Genomic DNA, 22,714 nt, shown 5'->3' on the forward strand with positions numbered 1-22,714 from the left:
TGTAAATCTTTGCGATTAAAAAATAAAACGCGGATGATACGGATTCGCCAGGCGAAAACGCGGATTAAGACGGATTTTTTATTGGCTGTAGATGGCTTTTGCCTTTTCAGGGCGATGTTTACTGTTTATTTTGGTTCATAGTGCTTCGCATTTCGGGCTTTCAGCCCTTTTTCCTTGCGTGCTTTGCGTATACCTTTGCGGACTTTGCGGTTAAAAACTTTAGTCCTTTTTTCTTTAAATATTCTTTTTATCATAGACTGCGTTAGGGATGGAAGCGATATCCTTTTGCGATTACCGTTCATTTAAAAATTCCTTTAAACTTCTATCGCAAAAGATTTAGCGGACAGCCCGACCCGTAGGGGAACGCCATAACGATCTTTACTATATTTTTGCTTAGTAGAATTAATTTAAAAATCTGCGAGTAATTTTTTTTCGACGGTTTAAAATCAAAGATTGTGGTTTCAGATAAAAATCCTATTTTTACTTTAGTGTTTAATTTATCTTAAAATTCGGAATACGATGAAAAATGTCTTTTATAAAGGAGATAGTGATGAGTTTGTAAAACGTATTAATTTGCTTCAACCGGATTCGAAAGGACTCTGGGGTAAAATGGATGTGGCACAAATGCTGGCACACTGTAATGTTTCCTATGAGATGGTTTACGAGGATATTCATCCCAAACCAGGTTTCTTTTTGAAGTTTATTTTAAAGACATTGGTTAAAAATAAGGTGGTAAGTGAAACACCTTATAAACATAATAATCCCACTGCATCTCAATTTATTATAAATGGCACTCGCGATTTTAATCTTGAGAAAGAAAGGCTGATTGCGTACATTAATAAAACGCAACTCTTAGGCGAAAAAGACTTTGAGGGTAAAGAATCACATTCTTTTGGCAGATTAACTGCGACAGAATGGAGTAATATGTTTGCTAAACATCTGGAGCATCATCTGAGTCAATTTGGTGTTTAATTTTATGCTTTGCTTATGAGAATGTTCTGTATTGTCAGTTTGCTATTTTTAGGATTAGCTGTAAACGCACAGCAGCAGGAAGTCCAAAAGAGTATTGAAACCTTTTTTGAAGGTTTTCACCAAAGAGATACCGTAAGAATGAAATCTGTTTGTGCGGATAGGATAGTCTTGCAATCTATTAGTGAGAGTTTGGTTAAAGGAAACAAACTTACAGAGGAGAATGTAGGTAAATTCTATAAATCAATTGCTACCATTCCATCTAATATTGAATTTTCTGAAAAGATTTTAAGCTACAATATTCAAATTGACGGAACGATCGCACATGTTTGGGCGCCCTATCAGTTTTATGTAAACGATAAACTGAGTCACTCGGGAGTAAATACTTTTACTTTGTTTAAAGAAAAAGACAACTGGAAAATCATCTATCTGATCGATACCAGAAGAAAATAATGGTTTTATGCAATTTGAGTTGCAAAGTAATGACAGGAGTCTGCAATTGTGCACTCATCGCATTTTGGTTTGGGTCTGCAGGTTTCTCTTCCTAAAAAAGAAATTGCCATCCCAATTTCGGACCAAATGGTTTTGGGCAAAACCTGCATTAGGTCTTTTTCTGTTTTAATTCCGTCTTTACTCTCTTTGATAATACCAATTCTTGGTGCTACGCGTATGACATGTAAATCGGCAATAATTCCTTCTGCTGGTTGATGAGTTTCTCTTAAAATTACATTGGCTGATTTTCTTCCAATACCTTTTAAAGCGGTTAATTCTTTCATGGTTAGTGGAATGTCTTCATCATTCTGAACCGTTTTTGCAATTTCCAAAAGCCATTGTGCTTTTGTGGGATAATTACGGACTTTGCTTATGTAAGGAATGAAAGTTTCTGCATCGGTTTGAGACAGACTTTTTAGTGTGGGATATTTTTCAAATAGTACAGGTGCAATTTTATTGATATTGGCATCAGAATCCTGAGCAGATAGAACAACCATTACTAATAATTGATAAGTATTTTGATAGTCTAAAGGATGTTTTCTTCCTTTATATTTACTTAGAATGGGTTCCAGTTTTGTTTCCCAATTTGTTGTTTCTCCAAATAAGTCCATCTTTAGTTTCTTTAGAATTGAACAATAGAAAGTATAACTATCACAAAATTAAGGGGTTTTGATAAAATCTATCGTTTTTTTAATGACATTTTGATTGCCAAGAATTTTTCGGTGCCCCAAACCTTCCGTTAGATATAAAGTTCCATTTTCCAATTGTTTATGGATGTGGATTCCTGCTTTAACCGAAACTTCGGGATCATCATGATCATGAATTACGAGAACAGGTAGTTTAATTTTTTGAGCTGCTTTGTAAGCTGAAAAATCATCCATTTTTACCTGATATTTCTCTTCAAAATGGTCGCGTAAACGTTCGCTGATTTCTGGTTTTAGCTCTAGCTTGGCTACAAAATCATCCAATATATCCTGTACAATATCGCCACTGCCAATTATTATTGCTTTTTTTACCTGTAATCCGTCTTTAATCGCGTTTAGGACAGACATTCCGCCTAAGGAATGACCGATCGCAAATTCAAAAGGGCCAAATTGTTTTTCAATTTCCAAAATAGAAGCAATAAATTCAGACATAATCGTACTTTTTCCTTCGGATTTTCCATGTGCGGGAGCATCAAAACTTACCGTTGAAAAGCCATTTTTTAGAAGTTCATCGGCTATTTTGAATAATTGGGTTCCTCTTCCGGCCCAACCGTGTACCAGTAAAATTTTGCGATCACTTTTCCCATATTCATACGTAACCACGCTTTTATTAATTACGGGAACGTAAATGGTTTTTTGAATACTTTTTTGCTCCATGTCCAATTCGCGTTTTGGAACTTTATGTTTTACAGGAGTTGTGAAAAGTTTTGCGGCATAAGTGGTAACCAGTTTTGTTGAAAAAAAGGCACAAATTTTAGCGGATGCAATAATAAACTTGGGAATTTTTAGAGATTTAGTAGGATTATTTTCCTTTTTTGACATATCAATAATTTTTTTCTGAGGGCTGGATTCTGTTTATTTTTTCCTAAATTTAAAAAAAGATAAAAGTAACACATTAATAGATGTTTACTGAAAAAAAGAATTGAGAAAATAGTATTTAGTACGCATATAAATTTTAAAAATGGAAATATTTCACATCAGTGCAGAGTGTTATCCAATGGCAAAGGTGGGCGGTTTGGCCGATGTGGTTGGCGCATTGCCTAAGTATCAGACTAAAGCTGGTCACGACGTTCGTGTTGTGGTTCCTTGTTATGATACAAAATTTAGAAAAGAAAACGATTTTGAATGTGTTCATTGGGGAAATGTGAAGTTGGGGAATTTTAATTTTCCGTTTAGTGTTTTAAAAGAAACAACAGATAAATTGGGATATGAGTTGTACCTGATTGAAATTAAAGAATTGTTCGATCGCCCAAATGTTTACGGATATGAGGATGATATTGAAAGATTCGTGTCCTTTCAGATGGCAACCTTAGACTGGATTACAGCAAGGAATAAAGTTCCTGATGTTTTAAATTGCCACGATCACCACACCGGATTGATTCCGTTTTTAATTAAATATGCTTACAAATATGAAAGTCTTAGCAATGTAAAATCAGTAATTACGATACACAATGGCCTGTATCAGGGTTGGTTTGGTTTTGATAAGCTCTTTTATTTGCCTGAGTTTGATTTGAAACATGTTGGTTTCTTAGAGTGGGACCATTCGATTAACTCATTAGCAGTAGGTATCAAGTGTGCCCATGCTGTAACTACGGTTTCTCCAAGTTATCTCGACGAAATTAATAATGCCGCAAATGGTTTAGAAGCCCTTTTCAAATCTGTTCGACACAAATCAAAGGGGATTTTAAACGGGATAGATTTTGAAGTTTGGGATCCTGCCAAAGACCAAATGATTGAGAGTAATTATTCGATAGATACTTTTGAGATCGGAAAACAGCAGAACAAAGAAAAATTATGTGAGGAGTTTGAACTCGATCCTGCAAAACCAATATTCAGTTTTATAGGGCGTCTGTTTGAGGAGAAAGGAGGGGATTTGCTTCCACAGGCTTCGGCACTCGCATTATCTGAAAATTTTGAAAATATTAATATACTGATTCTGGGATCAGGAAATTCGTTGATTGAAGAACAATTGGTTCAATTGCGAAATGATTATAAAGGGAATTACAACGTTTTTATTGGGTATAATGAGGCGTTAGCACATTTGATTTATGCAGGAGCAGATTTTATTTTAATGCCTTCGAGGGTAGAACCTTGCGGTTTAAACCAGATGTATGCACTGCGTTACGGAACGGTTCCGATTGTGAGAAGAACCGGAGGCTTGAGAGATACGGTAATAGATTTTGGTGACGATGGTAACGGAGTATGTCATGACCAGGCTTCGGTAGGGGATATTTGTTATTCGATCAATCGTGCTGTGAAATTATACCGGGATAAAATTAATTTTAAAAATATTAGAGCGAAAGGAATGGGTACTGATCATTCCTGGGAGCGTGCATGCCAAGAATACATCGAGATATACAACCTAATAATTGAGAAAAATGAAATTTAAGAAGAAGAATGTAGTTGCCATTATTTTAGGAGGAGGACAAGGATCACGCTTGTTCCCATTAACCGAAACCCGATCTAAGCCCGCAGTTCCAATTGGTGGAAAATACCGATTGGTGGATATCCCTATTTCCAATTGTATTAATTCTGATATTTTTAAAATATTTGTCCTGACACAGTTCAACTCGGCGTCTCTAAACGCACATATTAAAAACACTTTTAATTTTAGCATCTTTAGTCAGTCGTTTGTAGATATTCTGGCAGCAGAACAAACTCCTGATAATCCAACCTGGTTTCAGGGAACAGCAGATGCCGTTAGACAATGTATGTCGCATTTTTTAAAACACGAATTTGATCATGCCTTGATTTTATCCGGAGATCAATTGTATCAGATGGATTTTAATGAGATGCTCGAGGCTCATATTGCTGCTGACGCTGCAATTTCGATTGCGACATTGCCGGTGAATGCTAAAGACGCACCTGAGTTTGGAATTCTTAAAACCAATCATGAGAGTTTTATCGAAGCTTTTATCGAAAAACCCCATGCCTCATTGTTACCCGAGTGGGAATCTGATGTAAGTGAACACATGAAAGAGAAGGGTAAAAAATATCTGGCTTCTATGGGAATTTATATTTTTAACCGTGAATTACTCGTAGAACTGATGGCTGATCCGGAAACAAAGGATTTTGGAAAAGAAATCATTCCGCAGGCTGTAGGCAAACATAAAATCCTGAGTTACCAATACGAAGGGTATTGGACCGATATCGGGAATATTGAATCTTTCTTTGAAGCTAATATTGGTCTGACGGCTGATATTCCTGAATTTAATTTGTTTGATAACGACAATAAAATTTTTACAAGACCCCGATTATTACCACCGTCTAAATTTAGAAATTCTACCATCAATCAATCGTTGATTTCGGAGGGATGTATCATTAACGCCAAAGAAATTAAAAGTTCAGTCATTGGAATCCGTTCCAGAATTGGAGAGGGAACTGTATTGGAGAATTGTTATGTGATGGGGAACGATTTTTATCAGGATCTGGACGAACTAAATCGTGAAGCTGCAATCAGTAAAATTCATGTTGGTATTGGTGAAGACTGTTTCATACAAAATGCCCTGATTGATAAGAATGTTAGAATAGGAAATAACGTTCACATTAGCGGCGGAAAACATTTGGATAATTTTACGAATGAGTTGTACAGTATCAAAGATGGTATTGTTGTCATTAAAAAAGGAGCTGTTCTCTCTGATAATTTTAGAATTGAATAAAATGCTTAGAATTAATTATTGCCTTAAAAACCAAATATGTCTAAAGTAATTACGCATTCTCTCTTTACCGAATTTGATATTAATTTATTCAAAGCGGGAAAACATTACCAGTTGTACGAAAAATTAGGAGCGCATTTAATTGAAGTTGATGGGGTAAAAGGAGTGTATTTTGCCGTGTGGGCCCCAACAGCACAATCGGTTTCTGTGGTGGGTGATTTTAATTACTGGACACAGGGTGAACATCTTTTACAGGTACGTTGGGATTCTTCGGGTATTTGGGAAGGATTTATTCCGGAGATTTCAAAAGGGACTTTGTACAAATATAAAATTCAATCGAATATTGACGGAATCGTTACCGAAAAAGCGGACCCTTTTGCTTTATATTGCGAAAAACCACCTCATACCGCTTCTGTAGTCTGGGATTTGGATTATAACTGGAAGGACGAAAAATGGATGCAATCACGTCAGGAGAATAATGCATTAGACAAACCTCACTCGGTTTACGAAGTTCATTTGGGATCCTGGAAACGTGGAGAACATAATCGCTTTCTAACCTATTTAGAACTGGCAGACGATTTGGTTGCGTATGTAAAGGAAACCGGTTTTACGCATGTAGAATTTATGCCGGTTATGGAATATCCTTACGATCCTTCATGGGGATACCAGCTCACGGGGTATTTTGCACCGACTTCGCGTTTCGGAAAACCACAGGATTTTATGGTTTTGGTAGATAAATTACACCAGGCCGGTATTGGTGTTATTCTAGACTGGGTGCCGTCGCATTTTCCTGACGATGCACACGGTTTGGGCTTTTTTGACGGTTCGCATCTATACGAACATCCGGATCGCAGAAAAGGATATCATCCGGATTGGAAAAGTTTGGTTTTTAATTACGGACGTAATGAAGTTCGCGCTTTCCTCATCAGCAATGCCGTTTTTTGGTTGAAGCATTACCATGCCGATGGTTTGCGTGTGGATGCCGTGGCGTCTATGTTGTATCTCGATTATTCGAGAAACGAAGGAGAGTGGGAACCGAATATTTACGGAGGAAGAGAAAATTTAGATACGATAAGTTTTCTTAAAGAATTCAATGAAGTAATCTATGCTAATTTTCTTGGAGTTCAAACTATTGCAGAAGAAAGTACTTCGTTTCCAATGGTTTCCAGACCAACTTTTACAGGAGGTTTGGGCTTCGGAATGAAATGGATGATGGGCTGGATGCATGATACTTTAAAATACTTTCAGAAAGAAACCGTTTACCGAAAATACCATCAGAACGAGTTGACTTTTTCGATGACTTACGCTTTTACGGAGAATTTTATGCTGCCGTTTTCGCATGACGAAGTGGTGTACGGAAAAAAATCGATTGCCAATAAAATGCCGGGCGATGAATGGCAAAAATTTGCTAATTTAAGATTGCTGTACGGTTATATGTTCACACATCCCGGAGCAAAGTTATTGTTTATGGGATCTGAATTCGGGCAAAGCGATGAATGGAATTTTGAAAAAAGTCTGGATTGGCATTTACTGCAATACGATTACCATTCCGGAATTAAAAAAGTAATTACAGATTTGAATCAATTATACAAAACTCGTCCTGCATTGTATGAAAAACAATTTTCGGGAGAAGGTTTTGAGTGGATCAATTATTCAGACCACCAGAATGCGGTTTTATCGTACATCCGAAAAGGAAATAATCCTAAAGAGAATCTGATTATCGTTGGCAATTTTACACAGGTAGTCCGTGAAAACTACAGAATAGGAATTTCGGAAAAAGGTAAACTACAGGAAATTTTTAATAGTGATGCTGTTATTTATGGAGGAAGCGGTGTAGGAAATCCGCAGGCATTAACGATAGAGTCATCTCCTTATGATGGGAGAGATTATTCCGTAGCTTTAAATTTACCGCCTTTGAGTATCACCGTTTATTCATTTGTATAAAGGACACACGGATGACAGCAATTTAGACTGATAAACACGGATTTTATATTTATATTGTTTAAAGTCAGTATTGTATAGATGACTTATTAGTCCGCTTAGTGAACAGTCAATATATTATTTTATCAGTTTCACGTTCTTAAATTATCGATTTGTTGAATTTTTAAGAGGATAATTAATACTCATTCAGAAAAAACGTTTTCGTGAATAATCCTTTTATTTATAGAGGGTTATCTGGTTTTTTTGTATGTTTGAAAGGGAGACTAACGTTATATAATTAATACAGAAATCGACATGATTACAAATACAGCATTAGAATACAAGGGCGATTTATATCCATCAAAAATTATCTCGCATCAACATGAAGGAGATTCTGTTTTTTTTCATACCGACAATAAAGTAATCTTAAAAGTCACTATTCTTAGAGACAGTTTGATTCGCTTTCGTTTTACGACCAAAGGGTATTTTAGTAATGATTTTTCGTATGCCGTTGATAAAACACAGCTTCACGGTTACAACTTTTTAGAACTTACCGAAGAAGAAGCCTATTTTCAAATCAGGACCAGTAAAGTAAAATGTAAAATTCAAAAGAGAGATTTACGTCTCGCTATTTACGATTTACACGATTTTCTTATTTTGGAAGATGAACTTGGTTTTCATTGGGAAGAAAGTTATGAATACGGAGGAAATATCGTAAAAATGAGTAAATCCTCTAAAGACGGGGAGTGTTTTTACGGTCTGGGAGACAAAGCAACGCAGATGAATTTAAAAGGCAAAAGACTTGAAAATTTTGCCACCGATCAATATGCTTACCAAAAAGAACAGGATCCGTTATACAAAGTGGTTCCGTTTTATATTGGTTTGCACAACAAAGTATCTTACGGAATCTTTTTCGACAATACTTTTAGAACCTTTTTTGATTTTTGTCAGGAAAGAAGAAACGTTACCAGCTTTTGGGCAGAAGGCGGAGAAATGAATTATTATTTCATCTACGGCCCGCAAATGCAGGATGTAGTAACCACTTATACCGATTTGACCGGAAAACCAGAACTGCCGCCACTTTGGGTTTTAGGATACCATCAATGTAAATGGAGTTATTATCCTGAAAGTAAAGTAAAAGAAATCACCTCAAAATTCAGGGAACTCAAAATTCCGTGTGACGCCATCTATCTCGATATCGATTATATGGAAGGATTCCGATGTTTTACCTGGAACAAAAACTATTTTCCCGATCCTAAAAAAATGGTAGCAGAATTGGCCGAAGACGGTTTCAAAACAGTTGTGATCATTGATCCGGGAATTAAAATAGACAAAGAGTATTGGGTGTATCAGGAAGCCTTAGAAAAAGATTACTTCTGCAAAAGAGCCGATGGACCTTATATGAAAGGGAAAGTCTGGCCGGGTGAATGTAATTTTCCCGATTATACAAATCCCGTTGTAAGAGAGTGGTGGGCTGGGTTATTTAAAGAATTAATTTCAGATATTGGCGTAAAAGGAGTTTGGAACGATATGAACGAACCCGCAGTAATGGAAGTTCCCAACAAAACATTTCCCACAGATGTACGCCACGTTTACGACGGAAATCCATGCAGCCATCGAAAAGCGCACAATATATACGGCACACAAATGGCCAGAGCTACTTACCATGGGGTAAAACGTTTTGTCTATCCTAAACGTCCCTTTGTGATCACCAGATCGGCCTACTCCGGAGCACAACGTTATACTTCTTCGTGGACAGGTGACAACGTTGCTACCTGGGAGCATTTATGGATTGCCAACATTCAGGTACAAAGAATGAGCATATCCGGAATGGGATTTACCGGTTCTGACATTGGAGGTTTTGCCGAACAGCCTACCGGAGAATTGTACGCCCGCTGGATTCAGTTAGGCGTATTTCACCCGTTTTGCAGAACACATTCTTCCGGAGATCATGGCAATCAGGAACCTTGGGCATTTGATGAAGAAGTCATCAACATTACCCGTAAGTTTGTGAGTTTGCGCTATCAGTTACTCCCTTATTTATACACCATGTTCTGGCAGTATATTGAAGAAGGAGTTCCGATGTTAAAACCATTAGTATATTACGATCAGGAAGATACTCAAACCCATTATCGCAATGATGAATTCATCTTTGGGAATCAAATTTTAGTATGTCCGATACTCGAACCAAATGCGGTCGGCAGACGAATGTACATTCCAAGAGGAGAGTGGTACAATTACTGGACCAACGAATTTGCAACAGGAGGCAGAGAAGTCTGGATTGATACTAAATTTGATGAAATTCCGGTCTTTGTGAAAGCGGGAGCTGTTATTCCGAAATATCCCGTACAGCAATATGTTGGCGAACTCGAATTTGATGAATTAACACTCGATTTATACTTCAAACTTGGAAAAGAAAAGTCAGTTGTTTACGAAGATGCACAGGATGGATACGATTACAAAAAAGGACGTTACAGCTTTTTGTCTTTCAGTACCATTGGAAAAGAGAAAGAGCTTATCATTCAGTTACACAAAGAAGGAAAGTATACAACACCCTATAGCAAATATAAAATCAATTTAATCGGACTGCCTTTTAAAGTGACTGAAATTGAAATTGATAATGAGAAAATCGCATTTGATAAGGAAGGTTTTGAACTTAATCATTTTTTAATCGTTGATAAAGAGTTTAACGAGCTTCATATTATTGGCGAATAGTATAATCCTGATATTTTTTTTGGTAATTATATAAAAGTGGAAAAATTAATAATCGTATTTTTGTATGTTGTTATAATACCACTATCATGAGAAAACATCTAGCATCAGGCTTACTTGCCGTTGTTTTAGCGGCCGGTTGTGCGACTAATCCCATTACAGGAAAACAAAATTTGAATTTTGTTTCAAACAGTGAATTATTTCCATCTTCGTTTCAGCAATACAATACGTTCATATCCGAAAATAAGGTAATTACAGGAACAGCAGATGCGAAAAAAGTAGAATTGGTAGGAGGAAGAATTAAGGCAGCAGCCGAAAAATACCTGATTTACTTAGGACAATCGCAGTATTTAAAAGATTATCGTTGGGAGTACAAACTCGTAGACAATAAAGAGGTGAATGCGTGGTGTATGCCCGGAGGAAAAATTGTAGTATACTCGGGAATTTTACCGATAACACAAAATGATTCCGGTTTAGCTACCGTTATGGGACATGAGGTTTCACACGCTTTAGCGAATCATGGCGCACAAAGAATGAGTGCCGCACAGTTACAGCAAATAGGAAGCGTTGCTTTAGGAGCAGCCACAAGCGGTAAAACCCAGCAAACACAGGAAATATTTGCACAGGCCTATGGTCTGGGTACACAGGTGGGAGTAATGTTGCCGTTCAGTCGAAGCAATGAAACTGAGGCAGATAAAATTGGTCTGACATTAATGGCCATTGCAGGTTACAATCCGGATGATGCTATTGCGTTCTGGAGCAGAATGTCAGCCAAATCCGGAGGATCGGGAACACCGGAGTTTATGAGTACACACCCTTCAGATGCTTCAAGGATTGCCAATATAAGAGCTTTAATACCAGAAGCAAGAGCAACGGCACTCAAAGTGGGAATCATTAAATAGATTTTTTACGATAAAATAGACAAAGCTATCCTTTTCAGGATGGCTTTTTTTTTGCTGATAATTTATTAATACATGAATTACTGAAAATTGATTTGATTGTGATAAAAAAGAAATAAATTCGTAGCCTGTTAACAAAACCATTACTATGAAGAACCTACAAAAAGGAGATAAGAAATTATTGAATGCCTGGGCATTTTACGACTGGGCAAATTCGGTTTACACCTTAACGATTGCATCGGCAGTATTCCCTATTTTTTACGAAGCTTTATTTACAGATCGCGACCATTATATTGATGTATTTGGAATGCATCTTAAAAACTCGGCCTTAATTAGTTTTATTACCGCAGCAGCCTTTTTGGTAGTGTCTTTTATCTCTCCTTTATTATCCGGAATTGCCGACTATGTGGGGAACAAGAAAGCTTTCATGAAATTCTTTTGTTATATGGGAGCCTTGTCCTGCATGGGATTGTATTGGTTTGATCTCGATAATATTTATACAGGATTAGCCTTTTATTTCCTGGGATTGCTGGGATATTGGGGAAGTTTGGTTTTTTATAACTCTTACCTACCGGATATTGCTTTTGAAGAACAGCAGGACAAAATTAGCGCCAAAGGGTATTCGATGGGGTATATTGGTAGTGTCTTGTTGCTGATTATCAATTTAGCAATGATTATGAAGCCAAGACTTTTTGGTATTACCGGAACCGATGGTGAAGCTGCGATGAAAGCCATGCGTTACTCTTTTATAATGGTTGGAGTCTGGTGGATTCTGTTCAGTCAGTATACCTACTATTATCTGCCAAAAGGAAGTAAAGCGAGTGGTCAGAAATTAACCAGTTCAGTTGTTTTCAACGGCTTTAAAGAATTGAAAAAAGTTTGGGCTTTGCTAAAAGACAACATTGCTTTAAGAAGATATTTAAGCGGATTTTTTGTTTCAAGTATGGCGGTGCAAACGGTAATGCTTGTAGCGACTTATTTTGGAGCACAGGAAATTGAGTGGGCAACCAAAGAAGATAGTACCATTGGATTAATAAAATGTATTTTGATTATCCAGTTAGTAGCAGTTGTAGGAGCAGTTTTAACCTCAAGAGCTTCAGCTAAGTTCGGAAACATTCCAACCTTAATTGTGATCAATAGTATTTGGGCTGTATTTTGTGCTTTGGCGTACTTTATAGTATTACCAATGCATTTTTATGTGATGGCTACTATAGCCGGATTTGTGATGGGGGGAATTCAGGCATTGTCCCGTTCGACGTATTCAAAATTATTACCGGAAACAGAAGACACTGCTTCTTTCTTTAGTTTTTACGATGTAGCGGAGAAAATCGGAATTGTAATCGGAATGTGCGTTTATGGAATCATCGATCAGATCACCGGAAGTCCGCGTGCCGCAATTGTGATTTTGGCCATTTTCTTTGTGACGGCTATTTTTCTTTTAAGAAGAGTACCAAAAAAGGCACTTTAAAAAATACCATGTGGGTAGAAGTATAAAAAAATAACACGAATTGCACGAATTGTCACTAATTTGTTTGTGGAATTCATTTCACAAACAGGGTTAGTTTATTAAAATTTGTGCAAATTCGTGGAATTCGTGTTTAAACTAAAGCTTTAAAATGTTGCTCTATTTCAATATTATTTAGATTTAAGCTGCGCATTGATTTTTACAAGCATTTGCGCGGCATTTTCGTTTTTAGGATTTAATTCCAACGATTTTAAATAATTCTCTTTGGCAGGACCTAATTGTCCAATGGCTTCATAAATTTCACCCAAGCTATCAAAAGCATTCGCAGAAGCCGGATATTCTGAACAATTAAGAGCAAAAATCTGAACCGAAAGATCAGTTAGCTTCTTATTAAACAAATTGTAACCAAAATTGTTTAGATCGTCTTCAAAATTATAGTCAGGATATTTTAATCTTAATTTTTTAAATTGATTAACAGCAGTTTCAAACGTATTCTCACTGAATATTTCGATTAACTGAGTCTGTGGCGTTCTGATTTGTTCCAGGCTAAGCTGCAAAAATCGTGTGGTACTAACTGCACGGGTGATCGTTATGGCTTGTAATTTATGATTGAGTAAGTTAAAATGAATTTCGTTCGGATAATTATCGATTTTGAAAGTATTGTTTCCTAAGTAATGCATCTTAGTTTTTTCGGTATCAAAATTCTCTTTTAAAAATGGAGAGTAAAGATAGAGGCCGTTATGCTCTTCAGCTATTTTAGTTGTTCCCATTCGGTCATATCCGTACAGAATCTCAGTATAATACCCTTTTATGGCATTTTTTAATTCTGATGGAATTTGGATTACACCTCCCTTAATTGGTTTAAACCAGTTTAGTTTTGTGATGACTTCTTTTTCGATGTACGCCATTACGGGAAGTCTGTTAGGTTTGTCACCGTTGGCTAAAATGGCAATTCCGTTACCATTTTTCATGGTAGCAAGCAAATCTCCACCGGTTCCGGTATTAGAGCCATCATGCGAGAACCAGTCCAGATTTCCGTATCCAAGACTGCGCTGCCATCCGTAACTCCATCCTCGTGGACCTTTCATTGTTACTATGTTTGTAACCTTTTCAGCCACGGCTTTAGAAATCACCTTTCCTTTACCCGCAAGTGCCTTTTGCAATTCAATCGCAATTAAGGCCAGATCAGTAGGAGTAGACCACAATCCCGAAGGCGCAACTTGTGGCGTGATAGGAATTCCTGTTCGGATTATTTTACCATTATTGTTGTGTACTTTAGCAATATTAGTCAGAAAACCATTTTCATTGGGCTGAATCATAGTTGAATTCTGCAAATGCAAAGGATCAAGAAGCTGCTCTTTGACAATTTGTGCCAATGGCTTTTTGAAATGATCTTCCAGAGCGCATTGAATAATTACATAACCGCCACCGCTATATTGCCAGTCGGTCTCAGGTTTGAAAAGAAATTCGATAGGCTTTTTAGATCGGGGTAATAATTTGCCCTGCAGACTTTCTACAATGGTGGGAATGGAATCTCCCTGATAATAATCTTCAAAACCGCCCTGACTTGTTCCGGCTGTATGGGATAAGAGATGCTTCCAGGTAACGGGTGTTTTTGTGGTGAAGCCACTTTTAGGCAATTGCCATGATTTTAGATATTGAGAGATAGGGGCATTAAGGTTGATTAATCCTTTTTCCTCTAAAATTGTACAAACAATAGCGACGATAGGCTTTGAAATGGAGGCAGTAGAAAAAGCAGTGTTCAAATCAATTTTTTCTCCTGTATTTATTGCTTTTACACCCCATTGATTCGTCCAGATTACTTTGTAATTTTCAAAAACAGCAACACTCAATCCTTTAAGGTTGTATTTTGACATCATTTCTGCAGTACCATTTTTTAAGCTGTCCAGAGATTTGATTTTTTCAGAAATAGTTGTTTCCTGAGAAAATGATAAAGTGCAGGAGGTAATCAGAAGTAAAACTAAAAAAGTTCGTTTCATTGGTAGTGATTTTTGATCGCGGTACCGCTTTTAAAATATAAGCTCAATAATAAAAGAAAAGTAAGCTGTTTGTTCTTTGATTTGATGATGGTAATATTCTTTTATTATTGAGCTTTTTATATAATTAAGCTTTTGAGATACTTCCTGATCCTGAAACTTTTACACTTCGTTTTTCTGGATTTCCGCTGTATCTCACATCACCGGATCCTGAAACTTTTGCGCTTATACTTTCAGTACAGTTTACACGAACATCTCCTGATCCTGAAATGGTTACTTCGGTGTTTTTTGTTTTAAGATTTGCGGCATCGATATCCCCGGAACCTGATAATATGGTAGAAAAATTAGCAGCATTTCCTTTTAAATTTACATCTCCTGATCCGCTTAAAGTTAATTCAAGATCGTTGGAATCTAAAGCCAGATTAAAGTTTCCTGAACCTGATAATCTTGCCTGAAATTTGTCATTTTTAATTGGGTTTTTAGTACGGATGTCTCCTGAACCTGCAAGGCTCAATTGAGATATGGTTTCAAAAGGGATCGTCATTTCGATCTTTTTTCCAAGACTTGGAGAGAGATTAACGCCTTTCTCAACGTAAACTTTTAAAATGTTATTCTCCACTTCAACTTTTATGGCGGCCAATAAATTTTGTTCCCCTTGTAGTGTAATTTTTCCTTCTTTCCCTGCTACTAAATCCACATCAAAAAAACCGGAAATTTTTATTCCATCATAATCAGAAGTGGTTCTGGTTTCAGAAACGACATTGCCATTTCCTTTTAGCTTTTTATTAGACCATTGAGCATTTGCAATAAAACTGAATAAAAATGCACTGCAAACGAATAATTTAACTGATGTTTTCATTGTTTTGATTGTTTTAGATTGTTATTTTTTGATTAATGCGGCATTACCATAGCTGGTAGTTACCGTTATTTTGCTTTGTCCTTTTTTCTTGTTGTAACCGCTTATTTTTTTTGCACTGCCTTTGCTTTCCGCCACTGATGTTTCTAATGAACTGTCGTACTTGATATTTCCGTATCTGGTGTTAATGTCAAAATCAAATGAAAGATCAGCGCTGTAACCCAGTGATACATTCGTGTAGCTGCTCGCTACATTCACATTCTTTTTTTTCTCGTTCAGAGTATCCACATTTATCTTTGAATAGGCAGTGTCAATATTCAAATTACCGGAGAGTTCTCCAACAGAGACACTTAAGTAATTTCCGGAACCCGTCAGCGAACTGATTTTTTGAAGTTTAAAGGTAGAGTAATTACTATCGTATTTGATATTCTGACCTTCATCAAGCAAATACAAATCAGTGTAATTCGAGTCTATGTTTAAGTTTCCGGAATTGGTAATTTTCAGGTTAGAATAGCGTGCTTCAATATTTCCGTTTTTGATAGATTCAATGGTTGAGTTATCGCAATAGCCTATTTCGATTCGATTGCTGGAACCATTTAATTTTCCTAACGTTATCTTTCCGTATTTACAAGTGATATCTGTGGTAGATTCTAAACTCAGTGTTGTGATATCTCCGTACTTATTATTAAGTTTTACCGAACCGTTTTTCGGGATCTTAATGACATAGTTAATTTCAAAGAAATCTGCACTTCCTTTACTTCTTACCGAAGAATTTCCAAGGTTTGTCACCGCAGTAACCATCGATTTAAGGGCAGTAATGTCAACATCAATACTGTTCAGTCTTTGGTTTGCCCAGCTTTCATTTTTACTGGTTACCTTAATAGTAATGTCAATGTCTATTTTATCTTCATTCCAGGTACTGACGGTGATGTCTCCGTATTTGTTGTCAATATCAATACCTGTGTTCGAATTTACGATATAGGTTTTTTTAATGTTCTTTTGCTTAGTGATGTAACTATTATCATCATTTGAGAATCCTAAAAAAGGAAGTAAAAGCAATAGGATGAGTATTTTATAATGTCTTTTCATGTGTAGTGTTAGTTTTAAAATTTTCATTTTCTTCAATGCGTTTCAATACCGTTTGTAAAAAGGAAATACGTGTTTCCAGGTTACTGATCATGGCATAAATAATTTGTTTGTTTTCACCGTTTTTCTGCAGTTCTTTCATGATTTTGGCATAATCGGTATCAAACACCTTCATTTGTTTTAAGGCATCGTTAATAATTTGTTCATTCTGAGGAGAACTTTTTTCTTTTAATTTTACTAGCTCATTATCGATTAAAATACTGAATATCGAATCGGTTCTTTTGGCTTCCTTCGAAGCAAACTTGTAATGTTTAGGCTCCTGGTAACTGTTGTAGAATATAGATACCCCCAACAATACCACAATTGAAGCAGCAATGGCCCAAACTGCATTGTTTTTCTTCTTAGGCTGTTTTTTGTTTAATTTATTTAAGAAATCAAGCTGATGGTCAGAAGTTAATTCGGCTACATCCCATTGGTTCTCAAACTTTTTGAATAATTGATCTAAATCGTCATTTTCCTTTTTCATATCTCCTCTAATTTTTTTCGTAAACTTTCTTTTGCTCTGCTTAGCGTCGTCCGGCAATTAGCATAACTGATGTTTAATATTTCACTAATTTCCTCCTGATCGTAACCCTCAATATAAAAAAGGGTTAAAACCATACGATAATTGTCTTTCAGGTTCGAAATCGTATCTAAGACTTGTTTTACTTTAAGTGAATTCAGATCAATGCTGTCACTTAATACACTGTCATTTTCCTCTATTTTATAAAGGGTTTTAGTCAAATCTTCTGCCTGAAAAGCATTATTCTTTTTATAAAAATCAATACTGTAATTGATGATTATTCTTTTTAACCACGCACCAAACGCTACTTCTTGTTTGTAATCATTGATTTTTGTAAAAGCTTTCAGAAAACCTTCCTGCATGACGTCCTGTGCAAAATGTTCATCTTTCACAATGCGGAATGCCACATTGTACATCGCTTTACAATAACGATTGTAAACTTCGAATTGCGCTTTTTGGTTGTTCTCCTTACAAAGCGTGATTAATTCTTCGATATTCTGGTTAGTTATACTCAAGTAATTGTTGCTAGTTTTTAATAATGACTTTGCTTTTTTGGGTTTGTTACAGTTTTGATAAAATTAATTTTATTTTTTTTAAAATAATTGTCTTTCTTCGGTTATTTAACTTCTATCATACAATTTCAAAACTTTCTTTTTTGCTTTTGGCACAATGATTGTCTATTTTTACCGCTAATCTTGTAAATGAAATACTTTGCACAGATTTAGTAAAAACTACCGCCTGTAAAGTTATATTTGCGGTTAGTATGAAATATTTAATGACAAAACGACTTATATACTATTATGTCAAACCATAAAATACTCACAATTGACAATCTGTCACTTCAGGAATTTGACTCAGAAGCAGATTTGATTCCATTATTAACTCCGGAAGACGAAGAGGAAATGAATAACGAAGAGCTTCCGCTCTCGTTGCCTATTTTACCATTGCGCAATACCGTTTTATTTCCGGGAGTTGTTATTCCGATTTCGGCAGGAAGAGATAAATCAATCAAATTAATTAATGATGCCAATGCCGGCGGAAAAATTATTGGTGTGGTTTCTCAAATTAATGAAGAAGACGAAGACCCGTCAAAAGATGATATTCATAAAATTGGAACCGTAGCCAGAATTCTTCGCGTTTTAAAAATGCCTGACGGAAACGTAACCGTAATTCTACAAGGTAAAAAACGTTTTGAAATTGACGAAGTAGTTTCAGAAGAACCATATATCACTGCCACGATCAAAGAAGTTTCAGAAGAACGTCCGGCAGAAGATGATACCGAGTTTACCGCAATTTTAGATTCGGTAAAAGAACTGGCGATTCAAATTATAAAAGAAAGCCCAAACATTCCGTCAGAAGCTACTTTTGCGATTAAAAACATTGAAAGCCAGTCGTTTTTAATCAATTTTGTTTCTTCTAATATGAATTTATCCGTAAAAGAAAAACAAGGTTTGTTATCGATAAACGGATTAAAAGAACGTGCGCTTGAAACGTTGCGTTACATGAACGTGGAACTGCAAAAATTAGAATTGAAGAACGACATTCAGTCAAAAGTTCGTTTTGATTTAGACCAGCAGCAACGTGAATATTTCCTTCACCAGCAAATGAAAACCATTCAGGAAGAATTGGGAGGCGTTTCGCAGGAAGAAGAAATGGATGAAATGGGATTGAAGGCGAAAACCAAAAAGTGGGACGAGAAAACGCAGAAACATTTCGAAAAAGAATTGTCTAAAATGCGCAGAATGAACCCGCAATCTCCTGATTTTGGAATTCAGCGTAACTACCTGGAATTGTTTTTAGAATTACCTTGGGGGGAATATTCTAAAGATAAATTCGATTTAAAACATGCACAGAAAGTATTAGATAAAGATCATTTTGGACTTGAAGAAGTAAAGAAAAGAATGATCGAACATTTGGCTGTATTGAAACTTCGTAACGATATGAGATCGCCAATTATATGTTTGACAGGACCTCCGGGAGTAGGTAAAACCTCTATCGGTCGTTCGGTTGCTGAAGCATTAGGGCGTGAGTACGTACGTATTTCCTTAGGTGGTTTGCGTGATGAAGCTGAAATTCGCGGACACAGAAAGACTTATATCGGTGCTATGCCGGGACGAATCATTCAGAGTTTGAAAAAAGCCGGAACTTCAAATCCTGTTTTTATACTGGACGAGATTGATAAATTGTCGAGCGGTAACAGTGGTGATCCGTCTTCAGCCTTATTAGAAGTATTAGATCCGGAACAAAACAATGCTTTTTACGACAACTTCCTTGAAATGGGGTACGATTTGTCTAAAGTAATGTTTATCGCAACTTCAAACAATATGTCAGCCATTCAGCCGGCCTTACGCGACAGAATGGAAGTAATCAAAATGTCCGGTTACACCATCGAAGAAAAAGTTGAAATTGCTAAAAGACACCTTTTCCCGAAACAATTAGAAGCACACGGATTGACAGTTAAAGATTTGACCATTGGTAAAAAACAACTGGAAAAAATCGTAGAAGGATACACACGCGAATCAGGAGTTCGTAACCTTGAAACTAAAATTGCTCAGGTCATTCGTAATGTAGCAAAAGCAGTAGCGATGGAAGAGGAATACAATAAAAAAGTAACCGACGAAGATATCGTGACTGTTTTAGGGGTACCAAGACTGGAACGCGATAAATATGAAAACAACGATATTGCAGGAGTAGTTACAGGTTTAGCCTGGACCAGTGTTGGTGGAGATATTTTATTTATTGAATCTTTGATTTCGGAAGGAAAAGGAGCTTTGACCATTACCGGAAATCTTGGTAATGTAATGAAAGAGTCGGCTACAATTGCTTTAGAGTACATCAAAGCCAATGCTAAAAAATTAGGTTTGAATGTTGAATTGTTTCAAAAGTACAATATCCACTTACACGTACCGGAAGGTGCAACACCAAAAGACGGTCCAAGTGCCGGAATAGCCATGTTAACGTCTTTAGTTTCATTGCTTACACAAAAGAAAGTAAAGAAAAGTTTAGCCATGACAGGTGAAATTACGCTTCGTGGTAAAGTTTTACCGGTGGGCGGAATTAAAGAAAAAATCCTTGCAGCAAAAAGAGCCAATATTAAAGAAATCATTTTATGTCATGAAAATAAAAGTGACATTGATGAAATTAAAGCCGAATATTTAGAAGGACTTACTTTTCATTATGTAAAAGAAATGAGTGAAGTTCTGGCTTTGGCCTTGACCGATCAGAACGTTAAAAACGCGAAAACGCTGAAATAGTTTAAAGTGTAGACTTTAAAAAACAAGATCTAAATTCCAAATTCCAATCTGAGAACTCAGTTTTGGAATTTGGAATTTTTTTATTGGAATTTATTTTTATCGTATTTTATTTTTATAATTGATATAATTTTATCTTCGCACTTGCGTTATCCCTCTATAGGATCGCCCCAGAAGAATGTTAAAACAGTTTGTTTTATTTTTATTAGTAACAATTTGCTCCGTTAGTTATGGGCAAATAGGAGGGCGTCACACCTATCAGTTCTTGAATTTAACGACCTCCCCGAGACAGGCAGCGTTAGGTGGGGAAACAATCACGATTTATGACGAGGATGTCAATCAGGTGATGTCTAACCCTGCAGCTTTAAATGAAGATATGGACAATCGTCTTGCTCTGAATTATGGGAGTTACTATGGAGAAGCTTCTTATGGAACTGCTTCTTATGCTTATACTTACGACAGACATGTACAGACATTTTATGCAGGAGTGAGTTATGTCAATTATGGTTCATTTGAAGGTTATGATGAAAATGGTCAGGCCACTTCTAATTTTACTGGGAGTGAAGGCGCACTTTCATTGGGTTATGCTTATAATGTTCCTTATACTGATTTGCATATTGGAGCAAGTGCTAAGCTAATAACTTCAACTTTAGAAAGTTATAATTCGATAGGAGGAGCAATTGATTTAGGTTTTTTGTATGTAATTGAAAAAAATGACGTAAATTTGGGTCTGGTAATCCGTAATATAGGTACGCAGTTTACAACGTACTCGGGTATAAAGGAAAATTTACCATTTGAAATCGTGGCTGGGGTTTCCCAGGAATTAGAGCATGTGCCCCTTCGCTGGCATCTCACATTAGAAAATTTGCAACAGTGGAACATCTCTTTTTCGAATCCCGTTCGTGGAGGAACCGGCATAGATGGATCAACAAACAAAGAAAAGGTTTCATTTTTAAACAACGCTTTAAGGCATGTTGTTTTAGGAGTAGAACTTTTCCCAAAAAAAGCATTTAATTTGCGTTTAGGATATAATTTTAGAAGGGGAGAAGAGTTACGGGTGAATGAACAGCGTAATTTTTCAGGGGTGTCAGTAGGATTTGGATTAAAAATGAACAGGTTAAAATTTAACTATTCATATTCCAGATATACATTAGCAGCAAATACAAGTCTTTTTGGTCTAATTTTAAATTTTCAGTAATGATATGAAAATACTTAGTTTGTTTTTGTTTTTAACAGTTGGAGTTTTAACGGGTGCAAAACACTACTATAAAAAAGAAACCGCTATTTCCAGTCTGGAAGTAGAGCGTATGAACCTTAGAGTAAACGAAATAAAAAACATGATGAGTATTGATTCTAAATACAATACCAAAATTGCTTTTTTCGTTGATATGAGCATACCGTCAGGCAAAAATCGTTTTTTTGTTTACGACCTGGTAAACAATAAAGTTATCGATCAGGGGCTTGTAGCACATGGTTCAGGATCAGAAACGGGTGTAAAAGGAAGTTTACGCTTTAGTAATACTCCTAATTCCAATTGCACTGCTTTAGGCCGATATGTGATTCAGAAATGTTATAAAGGAATCTTCGGAAAAGCCTATAAATTAAATGGTCTGGATGAAACCAATAATAATGCTTTAAAAAGAGCCATAGTGTTGCATTATTATTCTGCAGTTCCTTATGAAGAACAAGATTATTACATCAGTAACAGCCATGGCTGTCCAATGGTTAATGAACAGTTTTTTAAAAGACTCGAAAAATATATAGATTGTTCTAAGTCAAATATCATTCTGGATGTTTATTATTAGAACGCTTAAAGTATAATTTCAATAAAATAAATCATACAGCTGTTGTTCTTTCAACAGCTTTTTTTATGTCCGGAATTATTATAGTGTGATCCAAAATGCATAAGAATTAAAGTATAATGTAAAATAAAACGGGATGTTTTCCTGGTAGGAGAACGCGTTAGGGATGGCAGCGATATCCTTTTGCGATACCGGCAGGTTCTCATCGTTTTATGAATTTTCTGTCGCAAAAGATTTAGCGTACAGCCTGACCCGGAGGGTAACGCCATAAGTAATAATAAATTAGAATATCTTCAGGAGAGATTGTTTTTCATTATTATTTTGATGTTCCGTATAAAGAGCA

18 protein-coding genes are annotated in these 22,714 nt (G+C 36.2%); 11 read left to right on the forward strand and 7 right to left on the reverse strand.

Annotation, left to right across the window (positions count from 1 at the left end; translation table 11 throughout):
* The first annotated feature begins 519 nt into the window (after window positions 1-519).
* Complete coding sequence (locus C245_RS0120400) at window positions 520-972, forward strand: DUF1569 domain-containing protein (RefSeq protein ID WP_017498469.1); 453 nt, start codon at window positions 520-522, stop codon at window positions 970-972.
* A gap of 15 nt (window positions 973-987) precedes the next feature.
* A complete protein-coding gene (locus C245_RS0120405; protein ID WP_026110194.1) occupies window positions 988-1,422 on the forward strand; it encodes a nuclear transport factor 2 family protein in 435 nt (144 codons plus the stop codon).
* Between the two features lie 5 nt (window positions 1,423-1,427).
* Here the strand turns inward: C245_RS0120405 and nth are convergent, their stop codons facing one another.
* Window positions 1,428-2,072 carry an endonuclease III gene (nth, locus tag C245_RS0120410; protein WP_017498471.1) on the reverse strand — a complete coding sequence of 215 codons (645 nt, stop codon included), beginning with the start codon at window positions 2,070-2,072 and terminating at the stop codon, window positions 1,428-1,430.
* A gap of 48 nt (window positions 2,073-2,120) precedes the next feature.
* Window positions 2,121-2,987 (reverse strand): alpha/beta hydrolase, encoded by an 867-nt coding sequence (locus tag C245_RS0120415; RefSeq protein WP_017498472.1) that lies wholly within the window; start codon window positions 2,985-2,987, stop codon window positions 2,121-2,123.
* A gap of 139 nt (window positions 2,988-3,126) precedes the next feature.
* Here C245_RS0120415 and C245_RS0120420 point away from each other — a divergent pair, with 139 nt between their 5' ends.
* The 6 genes from C245_RS0120420 (at window position 3,127) to C245_RS0120445 (ending at window position 12,820) form a co-directional block, all read left to right on the forward strand.
* Window positions 3,127-4,554: a glycogen synthase gene (locus C245_RS0120420; protein ID WP_017498473.1), complete on the forward strand. Its 1,428-nt coding sequence runs from the start codon at window positions 3,127-3,129 to the stop codon at window positions 4,552-4,554.
* A complete protein-coding gene (locus tag C245_RS0120425; RefSeq protein WP_017498474.1) occupies window positions 4,544-5,824 on the forward strand; it encodes a glucose-1-phosphate adenylyltransferase in 1,281 nt (426 codons plus the stop codon). The genes C245_RS0120420 and C245_RS0120425 overlap by 11 nt, the downstream gene beginning before the upstream one ends.
* A gap of 36 nt (window positions 5,825-5,860) precedes the next feature.
* Window positions 5,861-7,765 carry a 1,4-alpha-glucan branching protein GlgB gene (glgB, locus tag C245_RS0120430; protein WP_017498475.1) on the forward strand — a complete coding sequence of 635 codons (1,905 nt, stop codon included), beginning with the start codon at window positions 5,861-5,863 and terminating at the stop codon, window positions 7,763-7,765.
* Between the two features lie 291 nt (window positions 7,766-8,056).
* Window positions 8,057-10,456 (forward strand): glycoside hydrolase family 31 protein, encoded by a 2,400-nt coding sequence (locus C245_RS0120435; protein WP_017498476.1) that lies wholly within the window; start codon window positions 8,057-8,059, stop codon window positions 10,454-10,456.
* An 86-nt stretch (window positions 10,457-10,542) separates the two neighbouring features.
* A complete protein-coding gene (locus C245_RS0120440) occupies window positions 10,543-11,355 on the forward strand; it encodes a M48 family metallopeptidase (RefSeq protein ID WP_017498477.1) in 813 nt (270 codons plus the stop codon).
* A 145-nt stretch (window positions 11,356-11,500) separates the two neighbouring features.
* Window positions 11,501-12,820 carry an MFS transporter gene (locus tag C245_RS0120445; RefSeq protein ID WP_017498478.1) on the forward strand — a complete coding sequence of 440 codons (1,320 nt, stop codon included), beginning with the start codon at window positions 11,501-11,503 and terminating at the stop codon, window positions 12,818-12,820.
* Window positions 12,821-12,987: 167 nt separating this feature from the next.
* Here the strand turns inward: C245_RS0120445 and C245_RS23335 are convergent, their stop codons facing one another.
* The 5 genes from C245_RS23335 to C245_RS0120470 form a co-directional block, all read right to left on the reverse strand.
* The gene (locus C245_RS23335; protein WP_017498479.1) at window positions 12,988-14,817 is read right to left on the reverse strand and encodes a serine hydrolase domain-containing protein; all 1,830 of its coding nucleotides are present in this window, start codon (window positions 14,815-14,817) and stop codon (window positions 12,988-12,990) included.
* A 124-nt stretch (window positions 14,818-14,941) separates the two neighbouring features.
* Window positions 14,942-15,673 (reverse strand): head GIN domain-containing protein, encoded by a 732-nt coding sequence (locus C245_RS0120455; protein WP_017498480.1) that lies wholly within the window; start codon window positions 15,671-15,673, stop codon window positions 14,942-14,944.
* 21 nt (window positions 15,674-15,694) lie between these two features.
* Window positions 15,695-16,759, reverse strand: a complete 1,065-nt coding sequence (locus C245_RS0120460; RefSeq protein WP_026110195.1) for a hypothetical protein — start codon at window positions 16,757-16,759, stop codon at window positions 15,695-15,697.
* Entirely contained in the window at window positions 16,743-17,282 is a 540-nt protein-coding gene (locus tag C245_RS0120465; RefSeq protein WP_017498482.1) for a hypothetical protein, read from the reverse strand. Before C245_RS0120465 ends, C245_RS0120460 begins: the two co-directional genes overlap by 17 nt.
* A complete protein-coding gene (locus C245_RS0120470) occupies window positions 17,279-17,833 on the reverse strand; it encodes an RNA polymerase sigma factor (protein ID WP_026110196.1) in 555 nt (184 codons plus the stop codon). Before C245_RS0120470 ends, C245_RS0120465 begins: the two co-directional genes overlap by 4 nt.
* 285 nt (window positions 17,834-18,118) lie before the next feature.
* On the opposite strand from C245_RS0120470, the gene lon reads away from it, so the two are divergent.
* The 3 genes from lon (at window position 18,119) to C245_RS0120485 (ending at window position 22,374) form a co-directional block, all read left to right on the forward strand.
* Window positions 18,119-20,572 carry an endopeptidase La gene (gene lon, locus C245_RS0120475; RefSeq protein WP_017498484.1) on the forward strand — a complete coding sequence of 818 codons (2,454 nt, stop codon included), beginning with the start codon at window positions 18,119-18,121 and terminating at the stop codon, window positions 20,570-20,572.
* Between the two features lie 175 nt (window positions 20,573-20,747).
* Window positions 20,748-21,767 carry a type IX secretion system protein PorQ gene (porQ, locus tag C245_RS0120480; RefSeq protein ID WP_017498485.1) on the forward strand — a complete coding sequence of 340 codons (1,020 nt, stop codon included), beginning with the start codon at window positions 20,748-20,750 and terminating at the stop codon, window positions 21,765-21,767.
* A gap of 4 nt (window positions 21,768-21,771) precedes the next feature.
* Window positions 21,772-22,374 (forward strand): murein L,D-transpeptidase catalytic domain-containing protein, encoded by a 603-nt coding sequence (locus tag C245_RS0120485; RefSeq protein WP_017498486.1) that lies wholly within the window; start codon window positions 21,772-21,774, stop codon window positions 22,372-22,374.
* Window positions 22,375-22,714 lie beyond the last annotated feature (340 nt).

The sequence above is a fragment of the Flavobacterium sp. WG21 genome (genome assembly GCF_000335775.1).
Classification (GTDB): Bacteria; Bacteroidota; Bacteroidia; order Flavobacteriales; family Flavobacteriaceae; genus Flavobacterium; species Flavobacterium tructae.